This is a genomic window from Segatella copri (genome assembly GCF_949820605.1).
In the GTDB taxonomy this organism is placed as follows: Bacteria; Bacteroidota; Bacteroidia; order Bacteroidales; family Bacteroidaceae; genus Prevotella.
Map to the genome: position 1 here is coordinate 2,693,733 of NZ_CATKVU010000006.1, position 25,871 is coordinate 2,719,603.

The following is a 25,871-nucleotide window of genomic DNA, read 5'->3' on the forward strand; positions in this document are numbered from 1 at the left end:
CTAGTTTTCTTCCTTGTGTCGGGCCTCAATCTTCTTGTTGATGTCGTCGATAACCTCATCGGTCAACTCATATTTAGAGATGATGAACATCGCCAAGCCCAGCAAGATGGCAGGAATCACACATACCAGCCAGCGGATACCCTCCTGTGCCAGAGAAGTCTGCTGCTCCAAATCGTTCATGAAGTAAGCACCGGCAGCATTACCTACCGACATCATGGCGAAGGCTGTAATGAAGAAGAGCGCCACGATACGGAGAGGACGGTTGTGGAAGAATTCTGTCCACAGGTCGCTCACCTTTACATTCTTGGTTTCCTTCTCATCCATTACCACACGTTCCTTGGTTTGGGTAAAGCAGAATACCAGAAGGGCGAAACCTACCAGGGCAAAAATCAGCATGGCAACAAACCAAGCATTACTGTCGGTAGGAAGAGAGTTGCTCTCCTGAGCAGCTGCTGACTGATAACCGGTCCATGCAAGAACTGCACCAGGAATAACACCACCCAAAGCCATACCTGCCTTATAGAAGATACCGGTCAGGGCATTGACGATACCGGCAATACGCTTGCCGCTGGTATATTCTGCAAAAGAGATAACCTCCGGAATCAGAGCCCACATATATCCTGTAGCTACGATTACGCCTGTTGATTTGATGAACTGAGCGATATAAACCAGCGTGATATGATCCTTTACAGGTCCCATCTTGCTGATGATATAAAGCATCGCCATACCCACGATAGCCACAGTAAGGAAGATGTAGAACATATTCTTCTTGCCCACCTTTTTCTTGATGGCAGGAACCAGTGGCATAAAGATGAAAGATGGCAAAGAACCCAAACCCATGAAGAGCGCCATTTCGATAGGGAGATCCTTGGCTGCAGCGAGCATGGCTACCAGGATTGGAACACCTGCCGATACACAGAGTCCACCCACATTTGCCATAAACATACGTACAGAGGTGAGAATGGTTATCTCGTCAGTATCGCGAGTCAGCGAAGAGTTCAAGGCTCCGTAAGGCACATTGATCAATGTATAAAGCATAGACAAGCCTACGTATGTTACATAGGCATAGATAAGTTTGATGGTTTCTGTCTGTCCTTCCATACCATTCCAAAAACAGAGGATGGCAAGTACGGTGAGTGGCAAACCCGCCAAAACGAGATAAGAGCGATACTTACCCCAACGCGGATTATGCTTATCTACATAAGTTCCTACCAACGGGTCCCAGAGTACATCGACCAAGCGAACCACCAGGAACATGGTGGCAGCAACACCAGGATTAAGTCCATAGATGTCGGTGTAGAAGAACAACAGATACATGCAGATGGTCTGGTAGATGAGGTTTTGCGCCAAGTCTCCAGATCCGAATCCGATGCGTTGTAGCCAATTCAGTTTGTAGAATCCCTTAGATTCCTGTGTTACAGATGTCTGTTCCATATTTTATTCTGTCATTAAGTTTACACCTTATTATATATATAACATAAAAGATGCATATAATATATTTACTTCAATTTCTCTGCGGCAAACTTGCCCATTGCCTCATATCCCTTCGGATTGAGATGCAGCCAGTCGTCAGAATACTCAGCCTTCAGACGCTGAGGGTCTTTCGGATCGCGGGTCAGCTCATCGAAATCGATGACCTCGTCGAAGGCACCACTTTTTCTGATCCATTCGTTCACGGTCTGTCGCATTGCCTCGTGCCAGAAAGAATACCATCCGTTTCCCTTGGTTGGGGTGATGGTTCCGCCATACACCTTGATTCCCTTTGCCTTGGCTTTCGCTATCAGCACCTTGTAGCAGGCAATCAGGGTATCTGTTACATGCTCATAATTTCCGCTGCAGCAACCGATATCGTTGGTTCCCTCGAAGATGATGAGTTTATCTACACCTGTCTGTCCCAGGATATCACGGTCGAAACGTTTCATGGCTGGTTCGCTCAATCCACCTTGCACCACGCAGTTGCCACCGATACCGAGATTCAATACGCCGTATGGCTTCTCTGCATTCAGGGCATCCGAGAGGAAATCGGTCCAGCGGTTCTGATGGTTAGTAGTACTTCCACGGCCATCGGTGATAGAGTTTCCGAGGATAGCTACCACAGGGGTAGCCTTATCGGTCTTCACATCAATGGCAGAAAGATTGTACCAGTGATCCACCTCCTCGCCATCATCAAAACTCTTATCCATCGGTTTAGGAGTACGATGCAAACCGTTTACTATATAAGATGTGGTACGTGAACCACGATGGGATGTTGCATTCACTGGAGTCTGCTTGCCATAGTCGATGGTAATCGTGAGACGCTGTCCACTCTTCAAGGCATATTTCAAATCATCTGAGAAGATAGCCTTGCCAGGAGCAATGGTTACATTCTTCTTGCCATTAAACTTGAGATACTTCACGGTCTTACCATTCACAAACCAGTTGCTGTTCTTATCAGTATCTGCAATATACACCGATTTGATTTCTACCGGCTCCTTGCTCTGCTCGTTGCTGAACTTCACTCTGAGTTCCTCTCCGCCAAAAGATACATGAACCACCTGTCGACAAGAACGGTTGCTCAAGCTTTCCTTAGGCATATCTCCTTTACCAGTCCATTCCACTGCAGTAGCCCAAGATCCTTTCCATACCTTTTGGGCAAAAGCTACTGAACTTGACGTAGCCAATACGAGCGCCAGCGATAATATTTTGATTGCTTGTCTATTCATTGTTATTATGATGCCTTTAATGTTTCTATTGTTGTTGACGATGCAAATTTACTAATAAGTGATGAAATAACAGGTATTTAATAGTTACCATTACTTTTCTATTTGTTTCATACCTGCAAAAAGGGCACAAAAAGATAAAGAAACAAAAAGAAATGAAACATTTTGTTGCATTAGAATTTGTTTCTTTCATTGTTTTTTGTTACTTTTGCAGCCGTAACAACCTATTTTAAACAAGAAAACGGACAGGAAATATGAAGCATATCAGACATTGCCTAACGGCACTCTTCGCTATCACCATCTCGCTCATAGTATGGGCTGACAGTGGTGAACTTTTCACATCGGGCAAACTGTCAAGTTCGCTTATCAACTGCATTGTGCAGGATAAATACGGATATATCTGGGTGGGAACCGAATACGGACTCAGCAAGTTTGACGGCTACCGCTTTACCAACTATCTGCACAACGAAGAAGACACAACCTCCATTACTGACAACATTATCTCCGACCTGCTGGTAGATAAGAAAGGTAACCTGTGGATAGGTTGTGCCAAGGGACTGATGCGCTATAATTATGAGACGAACGATTTCGCCCGTCTCCAGTTTCCTGATGGCAGAAAGCCACGTATCTATTCTATGGTAGAAAGTCACAATGGCGATATCCTGCTGGGTACTGCAGGATATGGTCTCTATTCTGTAAAAGACAGAAATACCCAGAAAGGAACAGACAACCTTTTCACTATCAGACAGGAAAGGCAATACGCTGAGCGCGATTCTGTTGTATTCTTTACCCATATCTACGAAGATAAGCATCATTATCTCTGGCAGAGTAGCCACCTTTCAATCTTCACCCGTTTCATCAAGAAACAAGGCAAGGTGCTGCGCAAAGACTTCAAATCGCCATGCGGAGCACCTGTGGCTTTCATCCAACATCGTCCGCAGGCCATGCTCATCGTCTGCATGTATGGCATCGTCTATTATGATTACCGGACAGGCCGCATCGCTGATGCCGGCTACGACTTTGGCGGTTATCAGAATAATGTAACTATCAACAATGCTACCTTCGACCACGAAGGCAACCTCTATATCAGCACCTCTGAACATGGTGTTCTCATGATCAGAAAGGGAAGCAACAGGGTAGAACAGTTGGAGAACAGCAACAGCAGTTTCAATCTGGCTACCGCCTTCGTCAACGATATCATCGAAGATAAGGACAACAATCTCTGGATAGGCTGTTACAAGAAAGGTCTGTACCTGATTAACCAGCGCCAGCAGGCTTTCAACAGCTGGAGTTTCTCTGCACAGAACTACATCATCGGCAGCAGTGTTTCATCTATTGCACAAGGCGAAAATGGTGAAACATGGTGTACGGTACAGAACAGTGGTGTGTTCTGTTTTGATGCTTCAGGCAAGATTATCGCCCATCCCCAGTCACCTGCCGGTACCTGCATCATCTATAAAGATCGACGTGGCGATTATTGGATCAGCAATGGCAGCGCACTCTACAGCTACAACCCTCATACAGGTACATACCAGCAGAAACTCACCTTTACCAGCGCCGGCATCTACTGTATGACCGACGATGCACAGGGCAACCTCTACATTTCTGTATACAGCAAAGGCCTATATATATATAATGTGGAAAGCGGCAAGGTTACCGTTCTGAACATGCAGCAAAGAGGCGATAAAGGATTTCTCTGCAACGACTGGGTGCGAAGCATGGCGCTCGATCATACAGGCCATTTATGGATAGGAACCTCTAATGGAGTTTCCTGTCTCAATACCAAAACGCTCAGTTTCAAGGATTTCGGATGGCACATTATTCTGAAAGACAGACAGGCAAATGGTATCTGCGAAGGAAAGAACGGCGATATTATCATCGGTACCGAAGAAGGACTCTATCTGTTTGATAGAAAGAGCAATAAGATTTCAGACTTCCCTCATGCGGAAGCGTTGAAAGGCAAGCAGGTCTGCAGCATCATCAAAGACCAGAAGGGTGACTTGTGGGTAAGTACAACCATGGGCATCTGGCAGTACGAACAGAAGAACAGACAGTTTATCGGGCACATCAACGGCAACGGACTTATTACCCGTGAGTACGTGCTGGGCTCTTCCATGCATACCGCCAGCGATCTTATCGCCTTCGGAACCAGCGATGGTATCACAACCTTCTATCCTGACGTTGTCAGAGCCAAGAAGATGGAACTGGGAGATGTACATCTCACCAACTTCATCATCGACGGAAAGCCAATCAACTGTATGGCTAAAGACTTCAGCATTCCTTACTCCCAGAATTCATTCACTCTGGAGTTCTCGCTGCTCAACTACAGGAACACCGATAATATCAGTTTCCAATACCGCATCAACGACGGCAAATGGAACAGCACCAATGAAGGCGCCAATGCCGTAGCATTCAACAAGTTGAAACCGGGCGACTATACGCTGGAAGTAAGAGCTACCAGTAATGGCAGATATTCCAAGAATCCTACCACCATCAACATCAAGGTATGCGACCCTTGGTATGCATCACCCGAGGCATATCTCCTCTATATCCTGATCATAGCAAGCGTCATCCTGTATGTCATCTACACATACGAGCGCCGCCGCAAGGCAGACCTGGAAGAGACCAAGATGCAGTTTCTCATCAATGCCACCCACGATATCCGCTCGCCGCTGACATTAATCATGGGGCCGCTCAACAAGCTGAAAACAAGATTAACAGATGACGAAAGCAAACAGGATATCGATACCATCGACCGCAATGCCCAGCGCCTCCTGCTTCTGGTAAACCAGATACTTGATGAGCGAAAGATAGACAAGAACCAGATGCATCTCCACTGTCAGGAGACTCCGCTCAAGGAATTCCTGCATGGCATCGTATCGCTCTACCGCTTCAATGCACAGGAGCGCAATATCACCCTTGAGCTCAAAGAAGACAAAAGCCTCAGCAGCGATAAAGGCAAGCTGAAGGTTTGGATAGACCGCATCAACTTTGACAAGGTTATCTCCAACCTGCTCTCCAATGCCATGAAGTATACCTTTGATGGCGGCGAGATTACTGTTATCATAGGTAAAGACGAAAAGAATGCCACCATCAGGGTAGAAGATACAGGCATCGGACTGAAAGAAGAGAAGACCGACCGCCTCTTCGAACGTTTCTATCAGGGAAACAACAGCAGCGGTCTCCATATCGAAGGAACCGGTATCGGACTCAACCTCTGTAAGGCATTTGTAGAAATGCACGGAGGCAAGATCAAGGCCTACAACCGTACCGACGGCATCAAGGGTTCCTGCTTCGAAGTAAGCATTCCGCTGGGCAACAGCCATCTGCAGCCAGGCGAGATACTGGAAGAAGAAGACAAGAAGGAGCAGGAGATAACCAAAAAGAAAGTACAGGCCAACCGCAACTTCAATATCCTGATAGTTGACGATGACAGCGGGATTGCCCAATACATCAAGACCGAACTGAGCGACTGGTACCGCTTTGAGCATGCCTGCAACGGCAAGGAGGGTTTGAAGATGCTGCTCACCGGCAAGTACGACCTCGTGATAAGCGATGTGATGATGCCGGAGATGGATGGAATCACGATGCTCAAGAACATCAAGAGCAACAGCAACATCAGCGATATTCCTGTCATCCTGCTCACCTCAAAGAGCGAGGTGGAACACCGGTTGGAAGGACTTCGCAGAGGAGCCGATGCTTTCCTGGCAAAACCTTTCGACATGGAAGAGCTGCATATCCTTATCGACAACCTGGTGGATAATGTGCGACGCATCCGCGGCAAATACAGCGGAGCACAGGGCCAGAAGGCGAAGATTGAGCAGATTCAGGTAAAGGGCAATAACGATGCCCTGATGGAACGCGTGATGAAATATATCAATGCCCACCTTGCCGATCCCGACCTCAATGTAGAGAAACTTACCGAGGAGGTAGGTATCAGCCGTGCACAGCTCCACCGTAAACTAAAGGAGATTGCTGGTGTTTCTGCCGGAGAATTTATACGTAACCTCCGACTGGAACAGGCAGCACGTCTTATCGAAGAAGGACAGATTAATATCACGCAGGTAGCCTACTCTGTAGGTTTCAACAACCAGACCCATTTCTCTACCGTGTTCAAAAAACACTATGGCATGTCGCCTAGCGAGTATGCTGAAACAAAGAGAAATGAGAAATAAACAATAAATAGAAGAGAATAAGGTATTTTTTCGTATCTTTGCAGCAGAAACAATAATAATACAAACTAACGATCTGCAAAGATATGAAGAAATACCTCATTTTATTATTTACGGTACTTACATCACTCCATGTTTCTGCACAGAGTGATGGTTCACAGTTATGGCTCGGAAAGCAGTATGCTAACTCATGCCAAGTTATCTCACAGTTGCCTAATGATGCAACAGCCAAGATTGCCAAGCAGGAGCTAGAAAACAACTGGCGTGGCAAGAATGTTGAGCTCAAGATAGACAAGAGTCTCAACCTGGGCGAGGGCTATAACATCTACGCCCGTCCTGCCCAGCAAGGCGACAACATTCAGTACGAAGCAACTATCACCGCCAGCAATCCTATCGGTTTGCTCTATGGTGCCTACGAGCTGATTCGTCTTCAGAACACCGATGCCTACAACACTGGTAGCGGTAATCAGCAGAACTTCAGCAAAGCTATCGATGAAACCGAGAAGCCACAAGTGGGTCTCCGCATCCTCAACCATTGGGATAATCTCGATGGCAGCATCGAACGTGGCTATGCCGGAAAGAGCATCTTCAAATGGGAAGAAATCAAACTCGGCAAAAACGGTAAGGGCGGCAGCATCAGCAAGAGTCTGCACGACCGTCTCATCACCTATGCCCGTGCCAACGCCTCTTTGGGCATCAACGGCAGCGTGCTCAACAATGTGAATGCATCGCCAAAGATGATGACCGCAGAATATATTAATAAGGTGAAGATCATTGCCAACATCCTGCGTCCTTATGGCATCCGGGTATACCTCAGCATCAACTTCGCTTCGCCTATGGCTTTAGGCTACACCAAGACCGCCGACCCACTGGATAAGAAGGTTCAGCAGTGGTGGAAGAAGAAGGCAAAAGAGATTTATGCTACCATCCCTGACTTTGGCGGTTTCCTCGTAAAAGCCAATTCTGAAGGACAGCCTGGTCCTGGCGACTACCACCGCACACATGCCGATGGAGCCAACATGCTTGCCGATGCCGTCAAACCATACGGAGGCATCATCATGTGGCGAAGCTTTGTATATGGTGCTAACCATAAGGGAGAAGACCGTGTGAAGCAAGCTGTCAGCGAATTCAAAGGTATGGATGGCAAGTTCCGCGACAATGTCATCCTACAGTCAAAGAATGGTCCGCTCGACTTCCAGCCACGTGAACCATACGCTCCTATCTTCGACAACATCAAACAGACTCCACAGATAGCAGAACTTCAGATTACCCAGGAATATCTTGGTCAGTCTAAGCACCTCACCTATCTCGCTCCTATGTGGATGGAATTCTTTGGCTTTGTTAATCCAGACAGACTGGTTGGAATCTCAGGTGTAGCCAATATCGGTGATGATGCCAACTGGTGCGGTCATCCGTTCTCTCAGGCTAACTGGTATGCCTTCGGCAGATTGGCATGGAATCCTTCGCTTACAGCCGAAGAGATTGCTCATGAATGGCTCGTACAGACCTACGAAAACCAGGACGAGAAATTTACCAAGCCGGTAGAGATGATGATGATGACTTCGCGCGAAGCTTGCGTCAATTATATGATGCCTTTGGGTTTGCATCATATCTTCAAGTTCGACCACCACTACGGTCCTGAACCAGATGGTTTCATCGCAAGTTATCCTCTGGAATGGTGCCCGGTCTACTATCACAAGGCAGATGCACAGGGCGTAGGTTTCGACCGTTCATCCAAGGGCACAGATGCTGTCGGTCAGTACCCAGAACCATATCGCAGTCTGTATGATAACATCGAGACCTGTCCTGAAGAATATCTCCTATGGTTCCATCATGTAGCTTGGGATTACAAGATGAAATCAGGAAGCACCCTCTGGCAAGAACTCTGCATGAAGTACAACATGGGTGTGGCGATGGTTGAAGTATATCGCGACTTCTGGCATACCTCAGCCAAACAGTATATGAAGGGGCATGAACAGGAATGGCAACATACCGATTCATTACTCAATGTACAGTTGGAAAACGCAAAGGAATGGCGCAATACCTGTCTCAAGTATTTTCAAACCTTTTCTAAAATGAAGATTTATGAATAAGATCGTATTATCTTTTCTAACATTATTATGCTGCATCAATATACAAGCTGGAGTGAAACTGCAGAAGCAAGGCACTGCAACCCAGCTTGTTGTCAATGGCAAGCCGATGCTTCTCCTGGCTGGCGAATTGAGCAACTCTGCCGCAACGAGTCCTGCCGACATCAGGAAAGCATTGAAACAGATGAAGAATAGCGGAGTCAACTCTGTCTTCGTTCCTGCATATTGGGAATTTGTAGAACCTAATGAGGGCAAATATGATTTCGCACTCGTAGACAGCGTCATCACAACAGCCCGTAAGCATGACTTGAAGATTGTCTTCCTATGGTTTGGTGCCTGGAAGAATTCCATGAGCTGCTATGCTCCACTATGGGTAAAGGAAAACACCAAGCGTTTCCCTCGTTCGCTCACAGAGAACAGCAAGCCATTGGAGATATGCACTGCCTTTAGCGATAACCTGCTTCAAGCAGACAAGCGAGCATTCTGCGAACTGATGAAGCACATTAAAGCAGTAGACAGTCAGGAGAATACCGTTATCATGATACAGGTAGAAAACGAAATCGGCATGCTCGAATCTGCCCGCGACCACTCTTCTCTTGCCGAAAAAGCTTACAGACAACCCGTTCCTGCTCCATTACTCAAGGCACTCAAGCTCAAGAAGAAAGGTACATGGGCAGAAGTTTTCGGAACAGACCGTTATGCTGACGAGAAATTCCAGGCATATTATTATGCCAAGTATGTAGAGCAGCTAGCCTCAGCAGGCAAAGCCATCTACAATATTCCGATGTATGTAAATGCTGCAATGAACAGCCGTGGCAGAAAACCTGGCGAATATCCTTCTGCCGGACCACTTGCCCATCTGATTGATATCTGGAAATGCGGTGCACCAAGCATCGACATCTTTGCACCAGACATCTATGATACCGGTTACAAGGGATGGGTAGAGAAATACAAGCGTGCCGACAATCCTTTCTTCACTCCAGAAGTGAAATGCGATATCAATAGCGGCGTAAAGGCATATTATACCTTCGGCGAAACAGATGCCATCAGTTTCAGTCCGTTTGCTCTCGATGAAGCTGACTACAAGGTGAAGAACAGTCTCAGACGTTCATATAAGGTTATCGACCAACTCTCTCCTATCCTGCTTCAGCATCAGGGAAAGGGGAAAAACTGGGGATTACTCTTCGACCAGAAAGACAAAGAGCGAATCATCGAAGATGGAGATATCACCATGACCTGCCGTCATTTCTTCACGCTACCATGGGATCCACGTGCTACAGATGGAAGTAAATGGCCTGAAGGCGGTGGCTTGATTGTGAAACTAGCCAAGAACGAATACATCATAGCTGGTAATGGTATCGTCGTAGTTTTCCAGAGCAAGACAGAAAAAGCACAAGCTGAAGAAAAGAAACTTGGTGAGGACGGATTTGTTGATAACGGTGGAACCGAAACAAAGAAACAAACCGCTACTTTCAAAGGCAAGCGTATCGGTATCGGATATGTTGACCAGGTTGAAGTAGACAAAAACGGCAAATTACAGTTTATCCGTCGTGATAACGGCGATCAGGACCACCAGGGGCGCCATGCCCGCATCTCATGTGGAGACAATAAAATACTCCACATCAAGCTATACGAATACTAAAACGTCTATATATAATAAGGTATAAAGGGGATCTGCAGCTGCATATCCCCTTTTTTCTGCTCTAATATGTCTATTTTATTGCTCATGAAACATTTTAAAACACGCAAGATACAAATTTTAACTGCACTTTACGAAAAAGGACATATCTTTGCAGCCATAAACCAATTAACAAAATAGTAAGTAGAAAACATTTTATATACCTATAAGCTGTTAAACTATGAAGTTATATTTTAAACAAACAACAATCTTAATGGGTATGTGTTCCACACTTGGAATGTATGCTCCAGAAGTACAAGCTAGCAACGGAGAAGCAAATTCTCTGATAGCAACTTCAGTACAACAAACAAAAAAGGTTACAGGTAATATCAGCGATTCTATGGGCCCGCTGATTGGTGCAACAATCAAGGAGAAAGGAACAGGTAACGGTGTAGTAACCGACCTTGATGGTAATTTCTCTATTAATGTAAAGCCTGGCGCTACGCTCGTGATTTCTTATGTTGGTTACAACACCAAAGAAGTCGTAGTCGGCAATCAGACAAACATTAAGATTTCAATGGAGGAAGAAGGTCATAGCCTCAACGACGTTGTCGTTATCGGTTATGGTACCCAGCGTAAGGAAGCCGTTACAGGTTCTGTAGCTAACGTTACTGGTTCGTTGGTACGTGAGGTTCCTGGTGCCGACATCACCAACGCCCTCCAGGGCCGTATCGCAGGTGTACAGATGGCACAGACTTCATCAAAGCCAGGTGCGTCCATGCAGATTCGTATCCGTGGTACACGTTCCCTGACAGCCAGCAATGACCCATTGATCGTACTCGACGGTATTCCATTCGCAGGTAGCATCAGCGACATCGATCCTAACAACATCAAGAGCATGGACATCTTGAAAGATGCCTCTGCTACCGCTATCTATGGTTCTCGTGGTGCCAATGGTGTCATCATCATCACTACTTATAAAGGTTATCAGGAGCAGCGCCCTACTGTAACTTATAATGGTTACATCGGTGCCAAGACTCTCTTCCACCGTTATCCGATGATGAACGCAGAACAGTTCACCAAACTCCGTCAGTATGCCAACAAGTTCCAGAATGGTCCTGATGAGAAGTATTGGGGCGAAGATGGTGCTGTGGATATGGATTGGCAGGACGAATTGTTCAAGACTGGTATCACCACTAACCATGACATCGGTGTATCTGGCGGCTCTTCCAAGGGAAGCTACAACTTCGGACTCTCATACTATCGTGATGAAGCTGTTATCCCAACACAGAACTTCAACCGTTATGCTATGCATGCAGCCATCGATCAGGAGATAGGTAAATACGTGAAGATTGGTTTCAGCACCAACAGCAACTACAGTATCACCAATAATAGCGACCTCGGTCTCTACAACACATTGAGTGCAACTCCAATCGCCAACCCATATAATGAGGATGGCTCATTGAAGACACGTATTCGCATGTCTAGTGATGATCAGTGGGTTTATACCAAGAATACCATCGAAAGTCTTGGTGATAGCCACAAGGACCAGACCAAGGCATACGGTACCTATAACAACTTCTATGGCGAAGTGAAGATTCCTCACGTAGACGGATTGAAATATCGCATCAATCTCGGTTTGAACTATCGTTCCAGCGAATATGGAAACTATGTAGGTCAGGGTGTATTCTCTGACAAGGATAATGCAGACTCTCATGCCACTTCCCGCTATCAGCGCACAACCAACTGGGCTATCGAGAACATGCTGACATACGACAAGACATGGGGCAAACATACAATCAATGCGGTAGTACTTTACTCTGCTGAGCAGACCAACTATCGCCAGACCTATATGTATGGACTCGATATTCCGAACGACAAGTTCCAGTTCTATAACATCGGTTATGCAAAAACGGTAACAGTAGATCCTGCAAATCAGGCATATTACAAGAGTGGTCTTGAGTCTGTCATGGGACGTGTGATGTACAACTACGACAACAAGTATATGGCAAGCGTAGCCTTCCGTTCAGATGGTTCTTCCCGTCTGGCAAAGGGACACCAGTGGCATACTTATCCTGCCGTATCTCTCGGTTGGAATATCTCTCGTGAAAACTTCATGAAGGATATTACTTGGCTGGAAAGCTTAAAACTCCGTGTGGGTTATGGTGAGACATCTAACCAGTCAGTAAACCCATATTCAACCCTCGGTGCATTGAGCACACGTGCCTACAACTTCGGTAGCGACCCTAATGGTTATGCGGTAGGTATGTACGTTTCTTCTCTTCCTAACTCAGAACTTGGCTGGGAATATTCCAAGACTTGGAATTATGGTATCGACTTCTCTCTCTTCGGTGGTCGTTTGAGCGGTACTGCAGAGTACTATGTTCAGAATACAGAAGACTTGCTGATGAGCGTTAACTTGCCATCAACATCCGGCGTAAGAAGCTATATGGCAAACGTAGGAAAGACCCGCAACAAGGGTTTCGAGCTTTCTCTGAACGGAACCATCATCGACAATAAGAATGGATGGACATGGGATGCAGGTGTAAACTTCTATACCAATAAGAATGAATTGGTAGAATTGGCATCAGGAGCAACACGTGACGAAAGCAACTGGTGGTTCGTTGGTAAACCTATCAACGTCATCTACGACTATGAGAAGATTGGTATCTGGCAGACCGACGAGGAAGACATCCGCAAGGTTGCTGAACCAGGTGGTAACGCTGGTATGATCAAGATTAAGTACAATGGTGACTATAACGCAGATGGCACTCCTACCCGTCCATACGGTGAGGCTGACCGTCAGATTATGAAGGTAGACCCAGACTGGGAAGGTGGTTTCAATACCCGTGTAGCTTACAAGAACTGGGATCTCTCAGTAGTAGCTTCATACCGTCATGGTGGTACATTGATTAGCACCATCTATGGTTCACAGGGTTATCTGAATATGCTGACCGGTCGTCGTAACAACATTGATGTAAACTATTGGACAGAGGACAATCCTACAAATGATTATCCAAAGCCAGGTGGTATCGAAAGCAGTAACAACCCTAAGTATGGTAATTCACTGGGTTACTTCAGTGGTTCTTATCTCAAGATTCGTACCATCACATTGGGTTACAACTTCAATCAGCCATGGCTCAAGAAGTGTGGTATCAGCAAGGCTCGCGTTTATGCAACCGTACAGAATCCATTCGTACTCTTCTCTCCATACCATGATGAATCAGGCATGGACCCAGAGACCAACTCATACGGTAACGAGAATCAGGCAGTAACCTCATTCTACAAGTCAAACTTGCTCGTAGTAGGTTTCAACACACCTTCTACCCGCAACTGGTTGCTCGGATTAAACATAACCTTCTAAAAATTGACAACAATGAAAATTCGCAGTTATATATTAGTAGCAGGACTTCTTGCATCAGGCCTTGCATTTACAGGTTGCTCTAGTGTGCTCGAAGAAACCGACCGTCAGGGATATACCCCTGAATATTTTAAGACAGAAAAGGGTGTAGAGGCAGGCATTACATCACTCTATGCCAACCTCCGCTATTATTGGGGCAATGGTTATTGGCTCATAGCTACAGAGGAAGGCACCGATGAGTATACCTACGGACATGGTGGTAACGGAAACGATTACCCTATCGATATGACAGAGCAGATTCTGAATCCAAGCAACTGTCGAGCAGATGTTTTGTGGAACGTAGCCTTCTCTGATATCAATACCGCAAGTGGTGTGATAGAGAATGGTTCTGCTGCAGGCATTACTGAAAGTCTTTTGTCAGAAGCTCGCTTCTTCCGTGCATTCGACTACTTCGAGTTGGTTCAGACCTTCGGCGGTGTTCCATTGGATTTAGGTGCCGGTGAGTTGAAGTTCAACATCAATGCTACCCGTACTTCTACCCGTAACACAGTACCAGAAGTTTATACCAAGGCGGTATTCCCTGACTTGAAGATTGCCATCGAACAGCTTCCTGACGCAGGTCGTGTCACAGGTGGTGTCACCAAGACCGCAGCTCGTCTGGTATTAGCTAAGGCTTATCTGACATACGGATGGTGGTTGCAGAATCCAAACAACATCCCAACCTATCCTACTTGTGACCGCACAGACCCAGATGGACATGATGCAGCATGGTACTTCCAGCAGGCATACAATATCGCAGTAGAAGCCATCAACAATCCTGCAGGATTTGGTTTGCAGAAGTCATTCTATATGGTTAACGTGGGTACAAACGACCGCAACAACGAGATTTTGCTTTATGCAGACCACAACGAGTCTAACAACTACTATGATGGTGGTACCAACTTCGACTGGGCAGGTGGTAATGCGCCTGGTAACTTCGCCCGTTGGATGTGCCGTTGGGACTATACCTTCCTGGAGACATCCAAGAATGCCACAACATGGGATGCATTCCGTTCTGTACAGCGTGAAGCTGTTCAGGGAAAGGACCGTCCTTGGAAGCAGATGGCTACTCCTATCGAGGTAATGACCAAGACCTTCGCTGAGAAGAAGATGGACTCTCGTTTCGACGGAACATTTGCTTATCAGTTCCGCAGCAACTGGGATAAGTCTGGTGCTATTTCAGGCACAGCATATAATGCCAACAACCTGCCTGTAAATGCACAGGATTCTATCCTTACCTTCATCGACGACAGTGAAGCTTCAGGCATCGTTTATCCACAGGAAGGTGTAAAGAATGCAGCTGGTGATGGTACAAAGGGAGCTGGTTACAGCAATGTAGGCGCAGGTGTGCTCCCTGGTCGTGCCGACTGGGTGATTGCTGCAAGTGGTATCAGCCGCTATGCATGGTTGAACAACTGGAAGAATGGTATCTACCGTTCAGACAATGGCAACACATTGGGTAAGCCTAATGGTGACAGCCCACGTCCATACCCTGTATTGAAGTTCTCTGAACTCTACTTCATCGCTGCCGAGGCTGCAGTAAAGGGTGCAACGACAACTGGCAACTGGACCGCTCGCAACCTAATCAATGAAATTCGTGGTCGTGCAGGTGTCTGGACATACGACAACAACCGTCAGCGCGAGAAGGTGGCAGACTACAGTCAGCAGATGAAGGATGCTACACCTCAGAATATTACCATCGAGTATATTCTGGCAGAGCGTTCACGCGAGTTCTTCGGTGAAGGTTACCGTTGGTGGGATCTCGTCCGCACCCAGACATGGAAGCAGATTGCAGGAACCTATACCATCTGCGGTCTTACAGCAGGCGATCATACTCCTAAGACTTGGGAACGTGTGCTCATCACTCCAGAGAAGTATCTCCGTCCTATTCCACAGGGACAGATTGATGCGCTCCAAATGTCAGCAGAGGAAAAGGCTGCTTATCAGAATCCAAGCTATACAGAATAAGACAAGCTACAATGACAGAATACCATATTTTCGACAAACGTATTAGAATACAATAAATAGATGTCGAAATACACTTAATTAACAAAAGAAGGGGATATATTGTTTCATATTTCCTTCTTTTGTTTATATATTATTCAGATATGAAACAAAAAGAAACACCGATGGCACGTTAGTTTACGGCACTTAACAGATAAAAGACTATCTTTGCAGCAGAAAATCAATAAAAACAAAATTCGTATATAAACCAACGAACGAGTTTTAAACCAATTAAATCATAAAAAACCAATGGTACTCCTGGTGGTAGTAGTACCATCCGCATCCGCGGTACGAACTCTCTGAATGCCAACCGCATCATCCTCAACTTCGGCAAGGTAGGCGCTACCTATTATATAGATAACATCAAGTTCGGTCTTGCCAAGAATCAGAGTACCGCAACAAGAGGCATCCAGTATGTTCTGGCTAGAAACGGAAAGGCAAGAAAGGCCACCCGTGCCGGCAGCAAGATGTACTACGTACTGAAGACTCCTGCCGAGAAGCAGGCTGCCCTCGAAGGTGCAATGGATGCATGGGTTAGCGGCGTAGCTAATCACTTGAAGGAAAAGAACGTGGTGCCTTTCGGCTACGATGTCATCAACGAACCTATCGCCGACGGCAGCAATGGTCGCCGTGGATATGATGGTGTATTCGGAACGAGAAGAACAATGTTTCTTCTACCGTAGACAAGTAATTAAAGAGAAAATTCATGAAAATCTGTCGTAATCTCACTTTTTTATCGAGATTACGACAGATTTCTCGTTTAAAAGTTGTCGTAATCTCATATTTTTTGTAACTTTGCGACAGGTTTCACTAATATGAGATAGATATGAAGGAGAATATTATAGGCAGAGAACAAGAGATTGGAAAGCTTGAAAACTATATTTCAAGCCGCAAATCAGAATTTATAGCCATCTATGGCAGACGCCGTGTAGGCAAGACTTTTCTTGTAAAAGAACTGTTCGAAAACAGATTTACATTCCGCATTACAGGCAAAGACAATGTTACAACCAAGGAGCAACTTGCGAGTTTCAGCTTCGCACTCAACGACCAGCTAGGCATAGAAACTGATGCTTCTAATTGGCCGGAAGCATTCCGGCTTCTGCAGAAAGCATTGGAAAAAATGCCAGAAGGAACAAAAATCATCTTCTTCGATGAACTTCCCTGGTTCGACACGTATGCCTCCCACTTCATCAGTGCACTGGAACATTTCTGGAACGACTGGGCATCATACCGCAGCGACATCAAACTGATAGCCTGTGGAAGTGCTACCACCTGGATGCTCAACCAGGTTATCAATTCACGGGGAGGGCTCCATAATCGCATTACTCACAACATTCTGCTCTCTCCCTTCAAGCTGCATGAAGTAGAAGAGTATTTCAAAGCACAGGGTTTTTATTATGAGCGCCCGGAAATCATTGAGTGCTATATGGCAATGGGCGGTGTAGCTTATTACCTTTCTCTTTTCGAAAACAACAAAAGTGTGGCACAGAATATCCAGCAGCTTTGCTTCACCCGTGGCGGCGAACTCACCGAAGAGTTTGACCGTCTGTTCAGTTCGCTCTTCAAGAAAGCCGACAACCATCTTGCCATAGTTACAGCCCTGAAAAGCAAAGGCAAAGGAATGACCCGACAAGACCTGCTGGACGCCACGGGACTGGCAAACAACGGAAGGTTCAGCCAGATACTCAAAGAACTTGAGCAATGTGATTTCATCCGCAGTTATACTCCTTTCGGCAAGTCGAAGAAAGATATGATGTATCAGCTCATAGATCCTTTCTGCCTGTTTTATTTCAAATTCATGCATAATAAGGGGGCATTCCTCGACAACTATTGGGTCAAGATGCAAACCACTGCAGAGTATGAATCATGGTGCGGTCATGCCTTTGAAATCGTATGCCTTCACCACATCAACGAAATTATCAGAGCTTTGGGCATAGATGGCTGCATCAATACCCCTTGTTCATGGTCTTACCGACCTACTGCCAAAGTTATGGCAGACGAGGAGGCAGACGAAGACCTGAAACGTGGAACACAGATTGACCTGCTGATAGACCGCTCAGATAAATCCATCTCTATCTGCGAGATGAAATATTGCAATGGGGAATATGAAATCAGCAAGGCATACGATGCCCATCTGGCACACCGCCTGAAGGTTTTCAAGAAAGTGACGAAGACCACCAAGACGCTCATACCAACTTTTATCACCCCTCATGGACTGTATAATAATATGTATGCAAGAAAGATCAACAGACAGGTAACAGGAGACGACTTGTTTTGAAAAATGTGGGATTTCCAGTCAAAACTCCTTAGGAAAATGTGATGATTTAACAGAAAAGTCCTTAGGAAAATGTGATAAATATACTTAAAAGTCCTTAGGAAAATGTGATTTTACTTGCGTAATTCACTGTTTATTAGTATCTTTGCCAAGACATAATTTTTAGCGTATGGAAAGACTACTTATATCCCAATTGTTAAAATGGAAAGACAGTCACGGAAGGAAGCCACTCATACTGGAAGGTGCAAGACAAGTTGGCAAGACTTGGCTACTGAAAGAATTTGGGCGCAAGTACTTCAAAGACGTATGTTACATCAACTTCGAACAGAGTGATGTACTCGAAGAGATATTTGCTGGCGACTTATCACCACAACGCATTATAGAACAGCTCTCTATATATAATGGTAAAATGATAATACCCGAGGAAACTCTTATTATCTTCGATGAAGTACAAGAAATGCCGAGAGCACTCACCTCTTTGAAGTATTTCTGCGAAGAGGCACCAGAGTATGCCATCTGCTGCGCAGGCTCATTGCTAGGCATAGCCCTGCACGAAGGCACATCCTTCCCTGTAGGAAAGACAGATTTCCTACATCTATATCCCATGTCCTTTAAAGAGTTTCTGCTAGCAAACGGAGAGAACATGCTGGTAGACTATATCGATAAAGGAAACAGAAACCTGGGAGCATTCGAGGCTCGCCTTACAGATTATCTGAAAAAATACATGATAATAGGAGGTATGCCTGCTGTTGTAACAGAGTGGCTGGGCAGCAAAGACTACAACAAGGTAAACCGCATCCAGCAGGAACTGATAGCAGCCTACCAGAAAGACTTCTCCAAACATGCTCCAAAGTATATGGTCGAGAAAATCCGTTATGTATGGAACAGCATCCCTTCGCAACTGGCGAAGGAAAACAAGAAGTTTGTCTATGGACTGGTGAGAGAGGGAGCCAGAGCACGGGAATATGAGGATGCCATCATGTGGCTTTCTGATGCAGGTGAAATCATCAGAACCAACAATGTCAGCAAGCCCGACATCCCGATTTCAGCCTATGCTGATCTCAAATCGTTTAAGGTATTCTTACTGGATGTAGGTCTGTTGAGGGCAATGAGCAAAATATCGCCGAAAGTAATATTAGAAGGAAGCAGAATCTTTGAAGAGTTTAAGGGAGCGTTGACAGAACAGTATGTCTGTCAGGAACTTCAGAACTTTACAGAAACTCTGGAAACCAATTATTATTGGTCTTCTTCAGCCACTGCAGAGGTTGACTTCCTTATTTCCGACGGTTTGGATGTATATCCACTGGAAGCAAAGGCAGGAGTAACCATGAATGCCAAGAGTTTGAAACTGTATCGGGAAAAATATTCACCCAAATGGTCGGTTCGCACCAGTCTCTTGCCATACGAGAGAAACAACAGTTCAAAAACCATCAACATCCCCCTCTATATGCTCTTTGTGCTAGACAAAGAATTAAAGGCAGAAAGTTAGTATTTCAGCGAAAGCGGCAGTTTTTGACAAAACTGCCGCTTTCGCTTGTTTTTCATAAGCAAAAGTGTATAAAAACCGCATATTTATAATAAAATGTCGAGCAAAGTGCAACTTTTCTAGAAAAAAGTTTGGTGATTTCCTAAAAAATGCTTATTTTTGCAGCCGATTAAAAATATTATTAAAATTTAGTGAAGTTTGAGATACTTCCTTATATATAATAAGGTATGCCAACATACCCACCCCCACCAGTTCGGGATAAGAGTTGGAGACAAGAAATGAGTCCCCACGCTCAACAAAAGTTGGGAGGATATGTAGTGAGAAAGAAATATAAAACATTATATATTTATTAATTAATTAAACGAGAGAGATTTATGGAAAAAAGACTCATGACGTTTATTGCCTGCCTCTTCCTTAGTTTAGGAATGGCGTTGGCGCAAACTCAAGTTTCCGGTAAAGTAACCTCTGCAGAGGATGGTGAACCAGTCATTGGTGCATCTATCAAAGTAGTGGGTACAAAGACCGGTGCGGTTACCGACATTGAAGGTAACTTCTCATTAACCGCTCCAGAAGGAGCCAAACTGGAGATTTCATATATTGGTATGAACTCTCAAACTGTTAAGGCTGGATCTAACATGAAAATTGTTATGAATCCAGACAACAAGGCTTTGGATGAAGTCATTGTTGTAGCTTATGGTACTGCAAAGAAGAGTGCCTTTACAGGTTCAGCAGCAGTCATGAAAACAGAAGATATTGCTAAGGTTGCAGACTCAAACCCAGTTCAGGCTTTGACAGGTAAAGTTTCTGGTGTACAGATTAACACGCAAACTGGTCAGCCAGGTGTTGAAAATTTCAAAATCCGTATTCGAGGTATCAGTTCAATCAATGCTGGTAGCACCCCATTGGTTATTGTCGATGGTTCTCCTTGGGATGGAGACATGAATGATATCAACCCTAACGATATTGCTTCTATGACAGTATTGAAGGATGCTGCTTCTGCCGCTCTTTATGGTGCTCGTGGTGCCAATGGTGTAGTCATCATCACAACAAAGACTGGCAAGGAAGGTTCTTCATCAATCACCGTAGATGCAAAGTGGGGTTCAAACTCACGTGCTACACAGGATTACAAATATGTCAAGAGCCCTGCTAAATATTATGAGACTTGGTACAAGGGCCTTTACAATTACGCAAAGGCACAAGGTATGGGCAACGAGTCTGCTGTAGCATGGGCAAACGAGAATCTTTGCTCTGATAGCGATTACGGATTGGGTTACAACGTATATACCGTACCAGACGGTCAATATCTGATTGGCTCTAATGGTAGAATCAACCCTAACGCTACACTAGGTCGTGTTTATAACTACAAAGGCCAGGACTTCATGATTACTCCAGATGACTGGACAGATGCTACATATCAGAACAGTTTGCGCCAGGAGTATGCAATCACTGCAACAGGAAGCACAGATAAATCTTCTTTTTATGGTTCTGCCAACTATTTGAGCAATGATGGTATCACAAAAGCTTCTAATTACAAGCGTTTTACAGGTCGTTTGAAGGCAGACTTTCAGTTGCGCCCATGGTTGAAGATGGGTGGTAACTTCAGCTACTCACATGCCAACACCAACTATCTCAGTACAGATGATGATGGAGCAGCAGGTTCATCAGGCAACGTGTTTGCCTTAACAACTGTAGCTCCAATTTATCCTCTGTATGTACGCGATGGCAAAGGTAATATCCTCTACAACTCGGAGGCTAAGCTTAATGTATACGACTATGGAGATGGAGAAGTTAATGGAATGATTCGTCCATATATTTCACAGGCAAACCCATTAAGTTCCAACCAACTTGACACTCATAATCAGGAGAGCAACACATTTAATGCTGTAGGTTTCGCAGAGATTCGCTTCTTGAACGATTTCAAGTTCACATCTACAAATAGCGTAATGGACTCTGAGGCTCGTTCAACATTAACAACCAACCCTTATTATGGTCAGTATGCAGCATCAAATGGTCAGGTAACAAAGGCTCATACACGTAGATGGTCTTACAACTATCAGCAGTTGCTGGATTGGCATCATGCATTTGACAAGCATGATGTTGACATCATGTTGGGTCATGAGTATTATCGTACTCGTTATCAGTCTCTCGATGCATACAAAACCAACATGTATTCATTCGATATTCCAGAACTTTCAGCAGCAGTGAATGCCGGTTCTGCAGACTCTTATTCAGATGACTATAATACGGAAGGTTGGTTTGGTCGTGTACAATACAACTATGCAGAAAAGTACTTCGGTTCTGTATCTTACCGTCGTGACGCCTCTTCACGTTTTGCACCAGAGAACCGTTGGGGTAATTTCTGGTCATTCGGTGCAGCATGGTTAATTTCTAAGGAAAAATTCTTCAATGTATCTTGGATAGATGAGTTGAAATTAAAGGCTTCCTATGGCGAGCAGGGTAATGACAACATCCAAGACCCAATCTATGGATGGGATCGCTACCTCTACCAGAATACTTATGATGTTGTGAACTCTAATGGCCAACCATCATTGGTTCCTAAGACTATGGGTAATAGAGATATCACATGGGAAAAGGGTGGCAACTTCAATGCCGGTATCGACTTCAGTTTGTTCAGAAGTCGTTTGACTGGTAGTATTGAGTACTTCTATCGTAAGACTACAGATATGTTATTCTACTTCCCATTACCAACTTCTTTTGGTTATGGTGGTTATTATGCAAACATTGGTGATATGCGCAACTCAGGTTTTGAGTTCACTTTTGATGGAGCTATCATCAAGACCAAGGACTTGACATGGGGAATCAACTTGAACCTTACCACTTACGGCAACAAGATTACCCGTTTGCCTGAAGAACGTAAGACAGCAACCGTTGATGGTATTAGAGGTTATGCTTCTACCAACTATTTTATCGGTGAAGGCAAGGCACTTTACAACTGGTATATGCCAAAGTATGCAGGCGTGGATCCCGAAACAGGAGTAGCTCTTTACTGGAAAGACGTAAAGGATGCTAATGGAAACGTAACAGGCGAAGAAAAAACCGACAAGTACTCCGAAGCTACAGAGCACCTTTGTGGTACTGCCCTTGCTCCTGTATATGGAGGTTTCGGAACAAACTTAACCTGGAAGGGACTTGATGTGTCAGTAAACTTTACCTATCAGATTGGTGGTAAGGTATATGATAGTACATACGCATCAGCTATGAAACTTGACAATGGTCATATTTTCCACGCTGATATGCTGAATGCTTGGAGCGAAGACAATAAAGGCTCTAATATTCCACGTATCCAGTTCAACGACACATACACAGCGTCACAGTCTGATCGTTTCTTGACAAATGCATCATATTTGACACTTCAGGACTTCACTATTGGTTATTCTTTGCCAAAGCAGTTGATTCAGAGTATCGGTCTTACTAAAGTTCGTCTTTACGTACAAGGCAACAATCTCTGGTTGTGGTCAAAGCGTCAGGGTCTTGACCCACGTCAGTCTATCTCAGGTGAAACAACTGCTGCATATTATTCACCAATCCGCACTATCTCTGGTGGTGTATCAGTTTCATTCTAACAAACTAAAAGATAACATAGAATATGAAAAGATTTCATAAATATATATTAGGAGCTAGCCTCTTGTCTATCGCACTTGTAACTACAAGTTGCGAAGACGAGACTGAGCCAACACACTTTGCAACCCAAGATCAAGCAAGTGCGTCAAGTGCTGCCACAAGAGCATTGGTATATGCAATGCCAGCATATTTCAATCATATAGATGAAAGTCTCATAGATGAAAAAAATTGGCATGGAGCATTCGGCTATGGTGCCATGATGATTATCCGTGATTTGCAAACTGGCGACCGTTCTATTGGTACAAAATATAATGATCACTTTAAAAATTATGCATGCGATCAGTACATGGGCAAGCGTTATATCTACGCAAACTACCCTTGGAGTTATTACTATGGCTTTATCTTGACTACCAACAAGGTTATTGCAGCCATAGACCTTAACAATTGTACAGATGATCAGAAAGGCTACTACGGCATTGCCAGTGCTTTCCGTGCATTCTGTTATCTTGACCTAGCTCGTACTTACGAGTTCCTTGACAACAAGAAAGTTAAGTCGGTAAATGAAAACGGAAAGGATGTTGCTGGTCTTACTGTTCCTATCATAACAGACGCAATTAGCGAGAACGATGCACGCAAAAATCCACGTGCAACACGTGCTGATATGGCAAAGTTCATTGAGGACGATTTGAACAAAGCAGAAGAATACATTAAGTTTTCAACAGAAAAAACAAACATCTTGCCAGACCTCGCGTGTGTATATGGTTTAAAGGCACGCCTTTATATGTGGCTTGAAGACTATACGAATGCTGCTAAGTATGCAAAGCTGGCATTCACTACAACATCTTCAAAGCCAATGACTGAGTCGGACTGTCTTGATGCTCAAAAAGGTTTCAATGACCTATCAAAGTGGATGTGGGGCGCAAAACAGACATCTGAAGATGATGCCGTTAAAACAGGTATCATAAACTGGACTTCATGGGCATGTAATGAAACAACATTTGGTTATGCCGGTGTTGGTGCATATAACTTAATTGACGCCAATCTCTATAGCCAGATTGATGATAAGGACTTCCGAAAGAAGGAATTTATCGGTCCTAATGGTCCTTCAAAAGACCAGAAGATTTTGACCAAATTGCAACAAGCTTACGCATCAATTAAGTTCCGTCCTAATGAAGGTAATGCTGATTCTTATCAGACTGGTGCCGCATCAGCTTATCCAATCATGCGTATAGAAGAAATGTATTTCATTTGGGCTGAAGCAGAAGCTCATCTTGATGCCGCTAAGGGTAAGGAAGACTTGATTAAAGTTATGACAACCATATTGAAGCGTAACCCAGAATATGCTTTTAGCGGAACAACAACAGAAGAAGTTGTAAACGAAATCGTAAAGCAGAAGCGAATCGAGCTATTTGGTGAAGGTCAGACATTCTTCGACATCAAGCGTCTTAACATGTCAGTAGATCGCACATATAATGGGAACAACTGGATTCCATTGGCTCGACTCAAGACAGATGGTCGTCCTGCATGGATGAACTGGGTTATTCCTCAGAATGAGGAGAAGAATAACTCTGCACTGGCAGATTACAATAACCCAGACCCTTCTGATGTATACACAAAGTAATTATAATTCGTAAAACAAGAAATTATGAACAAATTGATGAAGTATAGCTGTTTCGCAATCATGGCATTGTCAGCATTGACATTTACTGCTTGTACAGAAGATTATGATTACGATCCATACACTAATGTAGAAAACTCAGGTTTTTACTTTACAGAAGCCAGTGACAGAGCATTGTTCTATCCAGAGGATAACAAGAGTATCACTGTAGAGGTTTGCAGAGCAGAAAGTGAGTCAAAGGAAGCTGCTACTGTTCAACTTTCTACGAGTTCAAATCTAGTTACACTTCCTTCAGAAGTATCATTTGCTGCTGGTGAATGCAAGAAAGAAATAACTATTCCTGTTGCAAACACACCAGGTATCCATGACGTAGATATTACCATCGCAAATGAAAAGGACAAGTTTGCATATGGTCCTGTCACATATTCTCAAAGAATCATTGTTTGTGGAGAGAAATTGTCAGGTGTATTTACCTCACAACTATTCAATTCAACAAATAATGTAGTTGTATACAAACTAGGAAATGACGGATACGACATTAAAGATTGCTATGAGGAAGGTAATGATATCGTTTTCTCTCTAGACAATAAAAGCAACATTATTGTTGATGAACAGCTAGCTTGGAATCATAAGAAGTATGGACCTGTATACGTAGAAGACTACGAAAGCAGTTTAGGAGTTTATCCAGGCAGTAAAGATTACCAAGGATACAGCGGTTATGACTCTGAGTCTGATACATATTACTTGACTTTGAAACACTATTGTGCTGCTGGCGCTTTGGGTAATTTCCGTGAAACATTGAAAATCACAAGATAAAAGCATTGTTTCATTAACTATATAATTAAGGTGTATCCTTATTGCTCAACACAATGGGCAAAGGGATACACCTTTTTCTTTTTATCTCTCTCAAACATTTTCGACCTGTAT

13 protein-coding genes are annotated in these 25,871 nt (G+C 44.4%); 11 read left to right on the forward strand and 2 right to left on the reverse strand.

The window, feature by feature from the left end; translation table 11 throughout:
- Both RCO84_RS12330 and RCO84_RS12335 read right to left on the reverse strand, forming a co-directional pair.
- Positions 1-1,434, reverse strand: a complete 1,434-nt coding sequence (locus RCO84_RS12330) for an MFS transporter (RefSeq protein WP_317585243.1) — start codon at positions 1,432-1,434, stop codon at positions 1-3.
- Between the two features lie 65 nt (positions 1,435-1,499).
- Complete coding sequence (locus tag RCO84_RS12335) at positions 1,500-2,702, reverse strand: SGNH/GDSL hydrolase family protein (RefSeq protein ID WP_317585244.1); 1,203 nt, start codon at positions 2,700-2,702, stop codon at positions 1,500-1,502.
- A gap of 251 nt (positions 2,703-2,953) precedes the next feature.
- On the opposite strand from RCO84_RS12335, the gene RCO84_RS12340 reads away from it, so the two are divergent.
- From RCO84_RS12340 to RCO84_RS12390, 11 genes are all read left to right on the forward strand, one after another.
- Positions 2,954-6,874 carry a hybrid sensor histidine kinase/response regulator transcription factor gene (locus RCO84_RS12340; RefSeq protein WP_317585246.1) on the forward strand — a complete coding sequence of 1,307 codons (3,921 nt, stop codon included), beginning with the start codon at positions 2,954-2,956 and terminating at the stop codon, positions 6,872-6,874.
- A gap of 83 nt (positions 6,875-6,957) precedes the next feature.
- Positions 6,958-8,964: an alpha-glucuronidase gene (locus RCO84_RS12345; RefSeq protein WP_317585248.1), complete on the forward strand. Its 2,007-nt coding sequence runs from the start codon at positions 6,958-6,960 to the stop codon at positions 8,962-8,964.
- On the forward strand, positions 8,957-10,603 hold the full coding sequence (locus tag RCO84_RS12350; RefSeq protein WP_317585249.1) for a GH35 family beta-galactosidase: 1,647 nt from the start codon (positions 8,957-8,959) through the stop codon (positions 10,601-10,603). The genes RCO84_RS12345 and RCO84_RS12350 overlap by 8 nt, the downstream gene beginning before the upstream one ends.
- Positions 10,604-10,820: 217 nt before the next feature.
- Positions 10,821-13,943 carry a SusC/RagA family TonB-linked outer membrane protein gene (locus RCO84_RS12355; RefSeq protein ID WP_287866454.1) on the forward strand — a complete coding sequence of 1,041 codons (3,123 nt, stop codon included), beginning with the start codon at positions 10,821-10,823 and terminating at the stop codon, positions 13,941-13,943.
- Positions 13,944-13,955: 12 nt separating this feature from the next.
- Positions 13,956-15,947 carry a RagB/SusD family nutrient uptake outer membrane protein gene (locus RCO84_RS12360; protein WP_317585250.1) on the forward strand — a complete coding sequence of 664 codons (1,992 nt, stop codon included), beginning with the start codon at positions 13,956-13,958 and terminating at the stop codon, positions 15,945-15,947.
- 503 nt (positions 15,948-16,450) lie between these two features.
- Entirely contained in the window at positions 16,451-16,666 is a 216-nt protein-coding gene (locus RCO84_RS12365; protein WP_118255317.1) for a hypothetical protein, read from the forward strand.
- 143 nt (positions 16,667-16,809) lie between these two features.
- Positions 16,810-18,261, forward strand: a complete 1,452-nt coding sequence (locus tag RCO84_RS12370; protein ID WP_317572862.1) for an AAA family ATPase — start codon at positions 16,810-16,812, stop codon at positions 18,259-18,261.
- A 166-nt stretch (positions 18,262-18,427) separates the two neighbouring features.
- The gene (locus RCO84_RS12375) at positions 18,428-19,747 is read left to right on the forward strand and encodes an ATP-binding protein (RefSeq protein ID WP_287866458.1); all 1,320 of its coding nucleotides are present in this window, start codon (positions 18,428-18,430) and stop codon (positions 19,745-19,747) included.
- 371 nt (positions 19,748-20,118) lie between these two features.
- Positions 20,119-23,328 (forward strand): SusC/RagA family TonB-linked outer membrane protein, encoded by a 3,210-nt coding sequence (locus tag RCO84_RS12380; RefSeq protein ID WP_287797435.1) that lies wholly within the window; start codon positions 20,119-20,121, stop codon positions 23,326-23,328.
- A gap of 23 nt (positions 23,329-23,351) precedes the next feature.
- Positions 23,352-24,947 (forward strand): RagB/SusD family nutrient uptake outer membrane protein, encoded by a 1,596-nt coding sequence (locus RCO84_RS12385; RefSeq protein WP_317585252.1) that lies wholly within the window; start codon positions 23,352-23,354, stop codon positions 24,945-24,947.
- Between the two features lie 24 nt (positions 24,948-24,971).
- Positions 24,972-25,760 (forward strand): hypothetical protein, encoded by a 789-nt coding sequence (locus tag RCO84_RS12390; protein ID WP_119227559.1) that lies wholly within the window; start codon positions 24,972-24,974, stop codon positions 25,758-25,760.
- Positions 25,761-25,871 lie beyond the last annotated feature (111 nt).

Coding starts and splice junctions, on each gene's coding strand:
- RCO84_RS12375 (WP_287866458.1), top strand. CDS start 18,428: ATGGAAAGACTACTTATATCCCAATTGTTAAAATGGAAAGACAGTCAC.
- RCO84_RS12335 (WP_317585244.1), bottom strand. CDS start 2,702: ATGAATAGACAAGCAATCAAAATATTATCGCTGGCGCTCGTATTGGCT.
- RCO84_RS12370 (WP_317572862.1), top strand. CDS start 16,810: ATGAAGGAGAATATTATAGGCAGAGAACAAGAGATTGGAAAGCTTGAA.
- RCO84_RS12350 (WP_317585249.1), top strand. CDS start 8,957: ATGAATAAGATCGTATTATCTTTTCTAACATTATTATGCTGCATCAAT.
- RCO84_RS12365 (WP_118255317.1), top strand. CDS start 16,451: ATGTACTACGTACTGAAGACTCCTGCCGAGAAGCAGGCTGCCCTCGAA.
- RCO84_RS12390 (WP_119227559.1), top strand. CDS start 24,972: ATGAACAAATTGATGAAGTATAGCTGTTTCGCAATCATGGCATTGTCA.
- RCO84_RS12360 (WP_317585250.1), top strand. CDS start 13,956: ATGAAAATTCGCAGTTATATATTAGTAGCAGGACTTCTTGCATCAGGC.
- RCO84_RS12345 (WP_317585248.1), top strand. CDS start 6,958: ATGAAGAAATACCTCATTTTATTATTTACGGTACTTACATCACTCCAT.
- RCO84_RS12340 (WP_317585246.1), top strand. CDS start 2,954: ATGAAGCATATCAGACATTGCCTAACGGCACTCTTCGCTATCACCATC.
- RCO84_RS12385 (WP_317585252.1), top strand. CDS start 23,352: ATGAAAAGATTTCATAAATATATATTAGGAGCTAGCCTCTTGTCTATC.
- RCO84_RS12380 (WP_287797435.1), top strand. CDS start 20,119: ATGGAAAAAAGACTCATGACGTTTATTGCCTGCCTCTTCCTTAGTTTA.
- RCO84_RS12330 (WP_317585243.1), bottom strand. CDS start 1,434: ATGGAACAGACATCTGTAACACAGGAATCTAAGGGATTCTACAAACTG.
- RCO84_RS12355 (WP_287866454.1), top strand. CDS start 10,821: ATGAAGTTATATTTTAAACAAACAACAATCTTAATGGGTATGTGTTCC.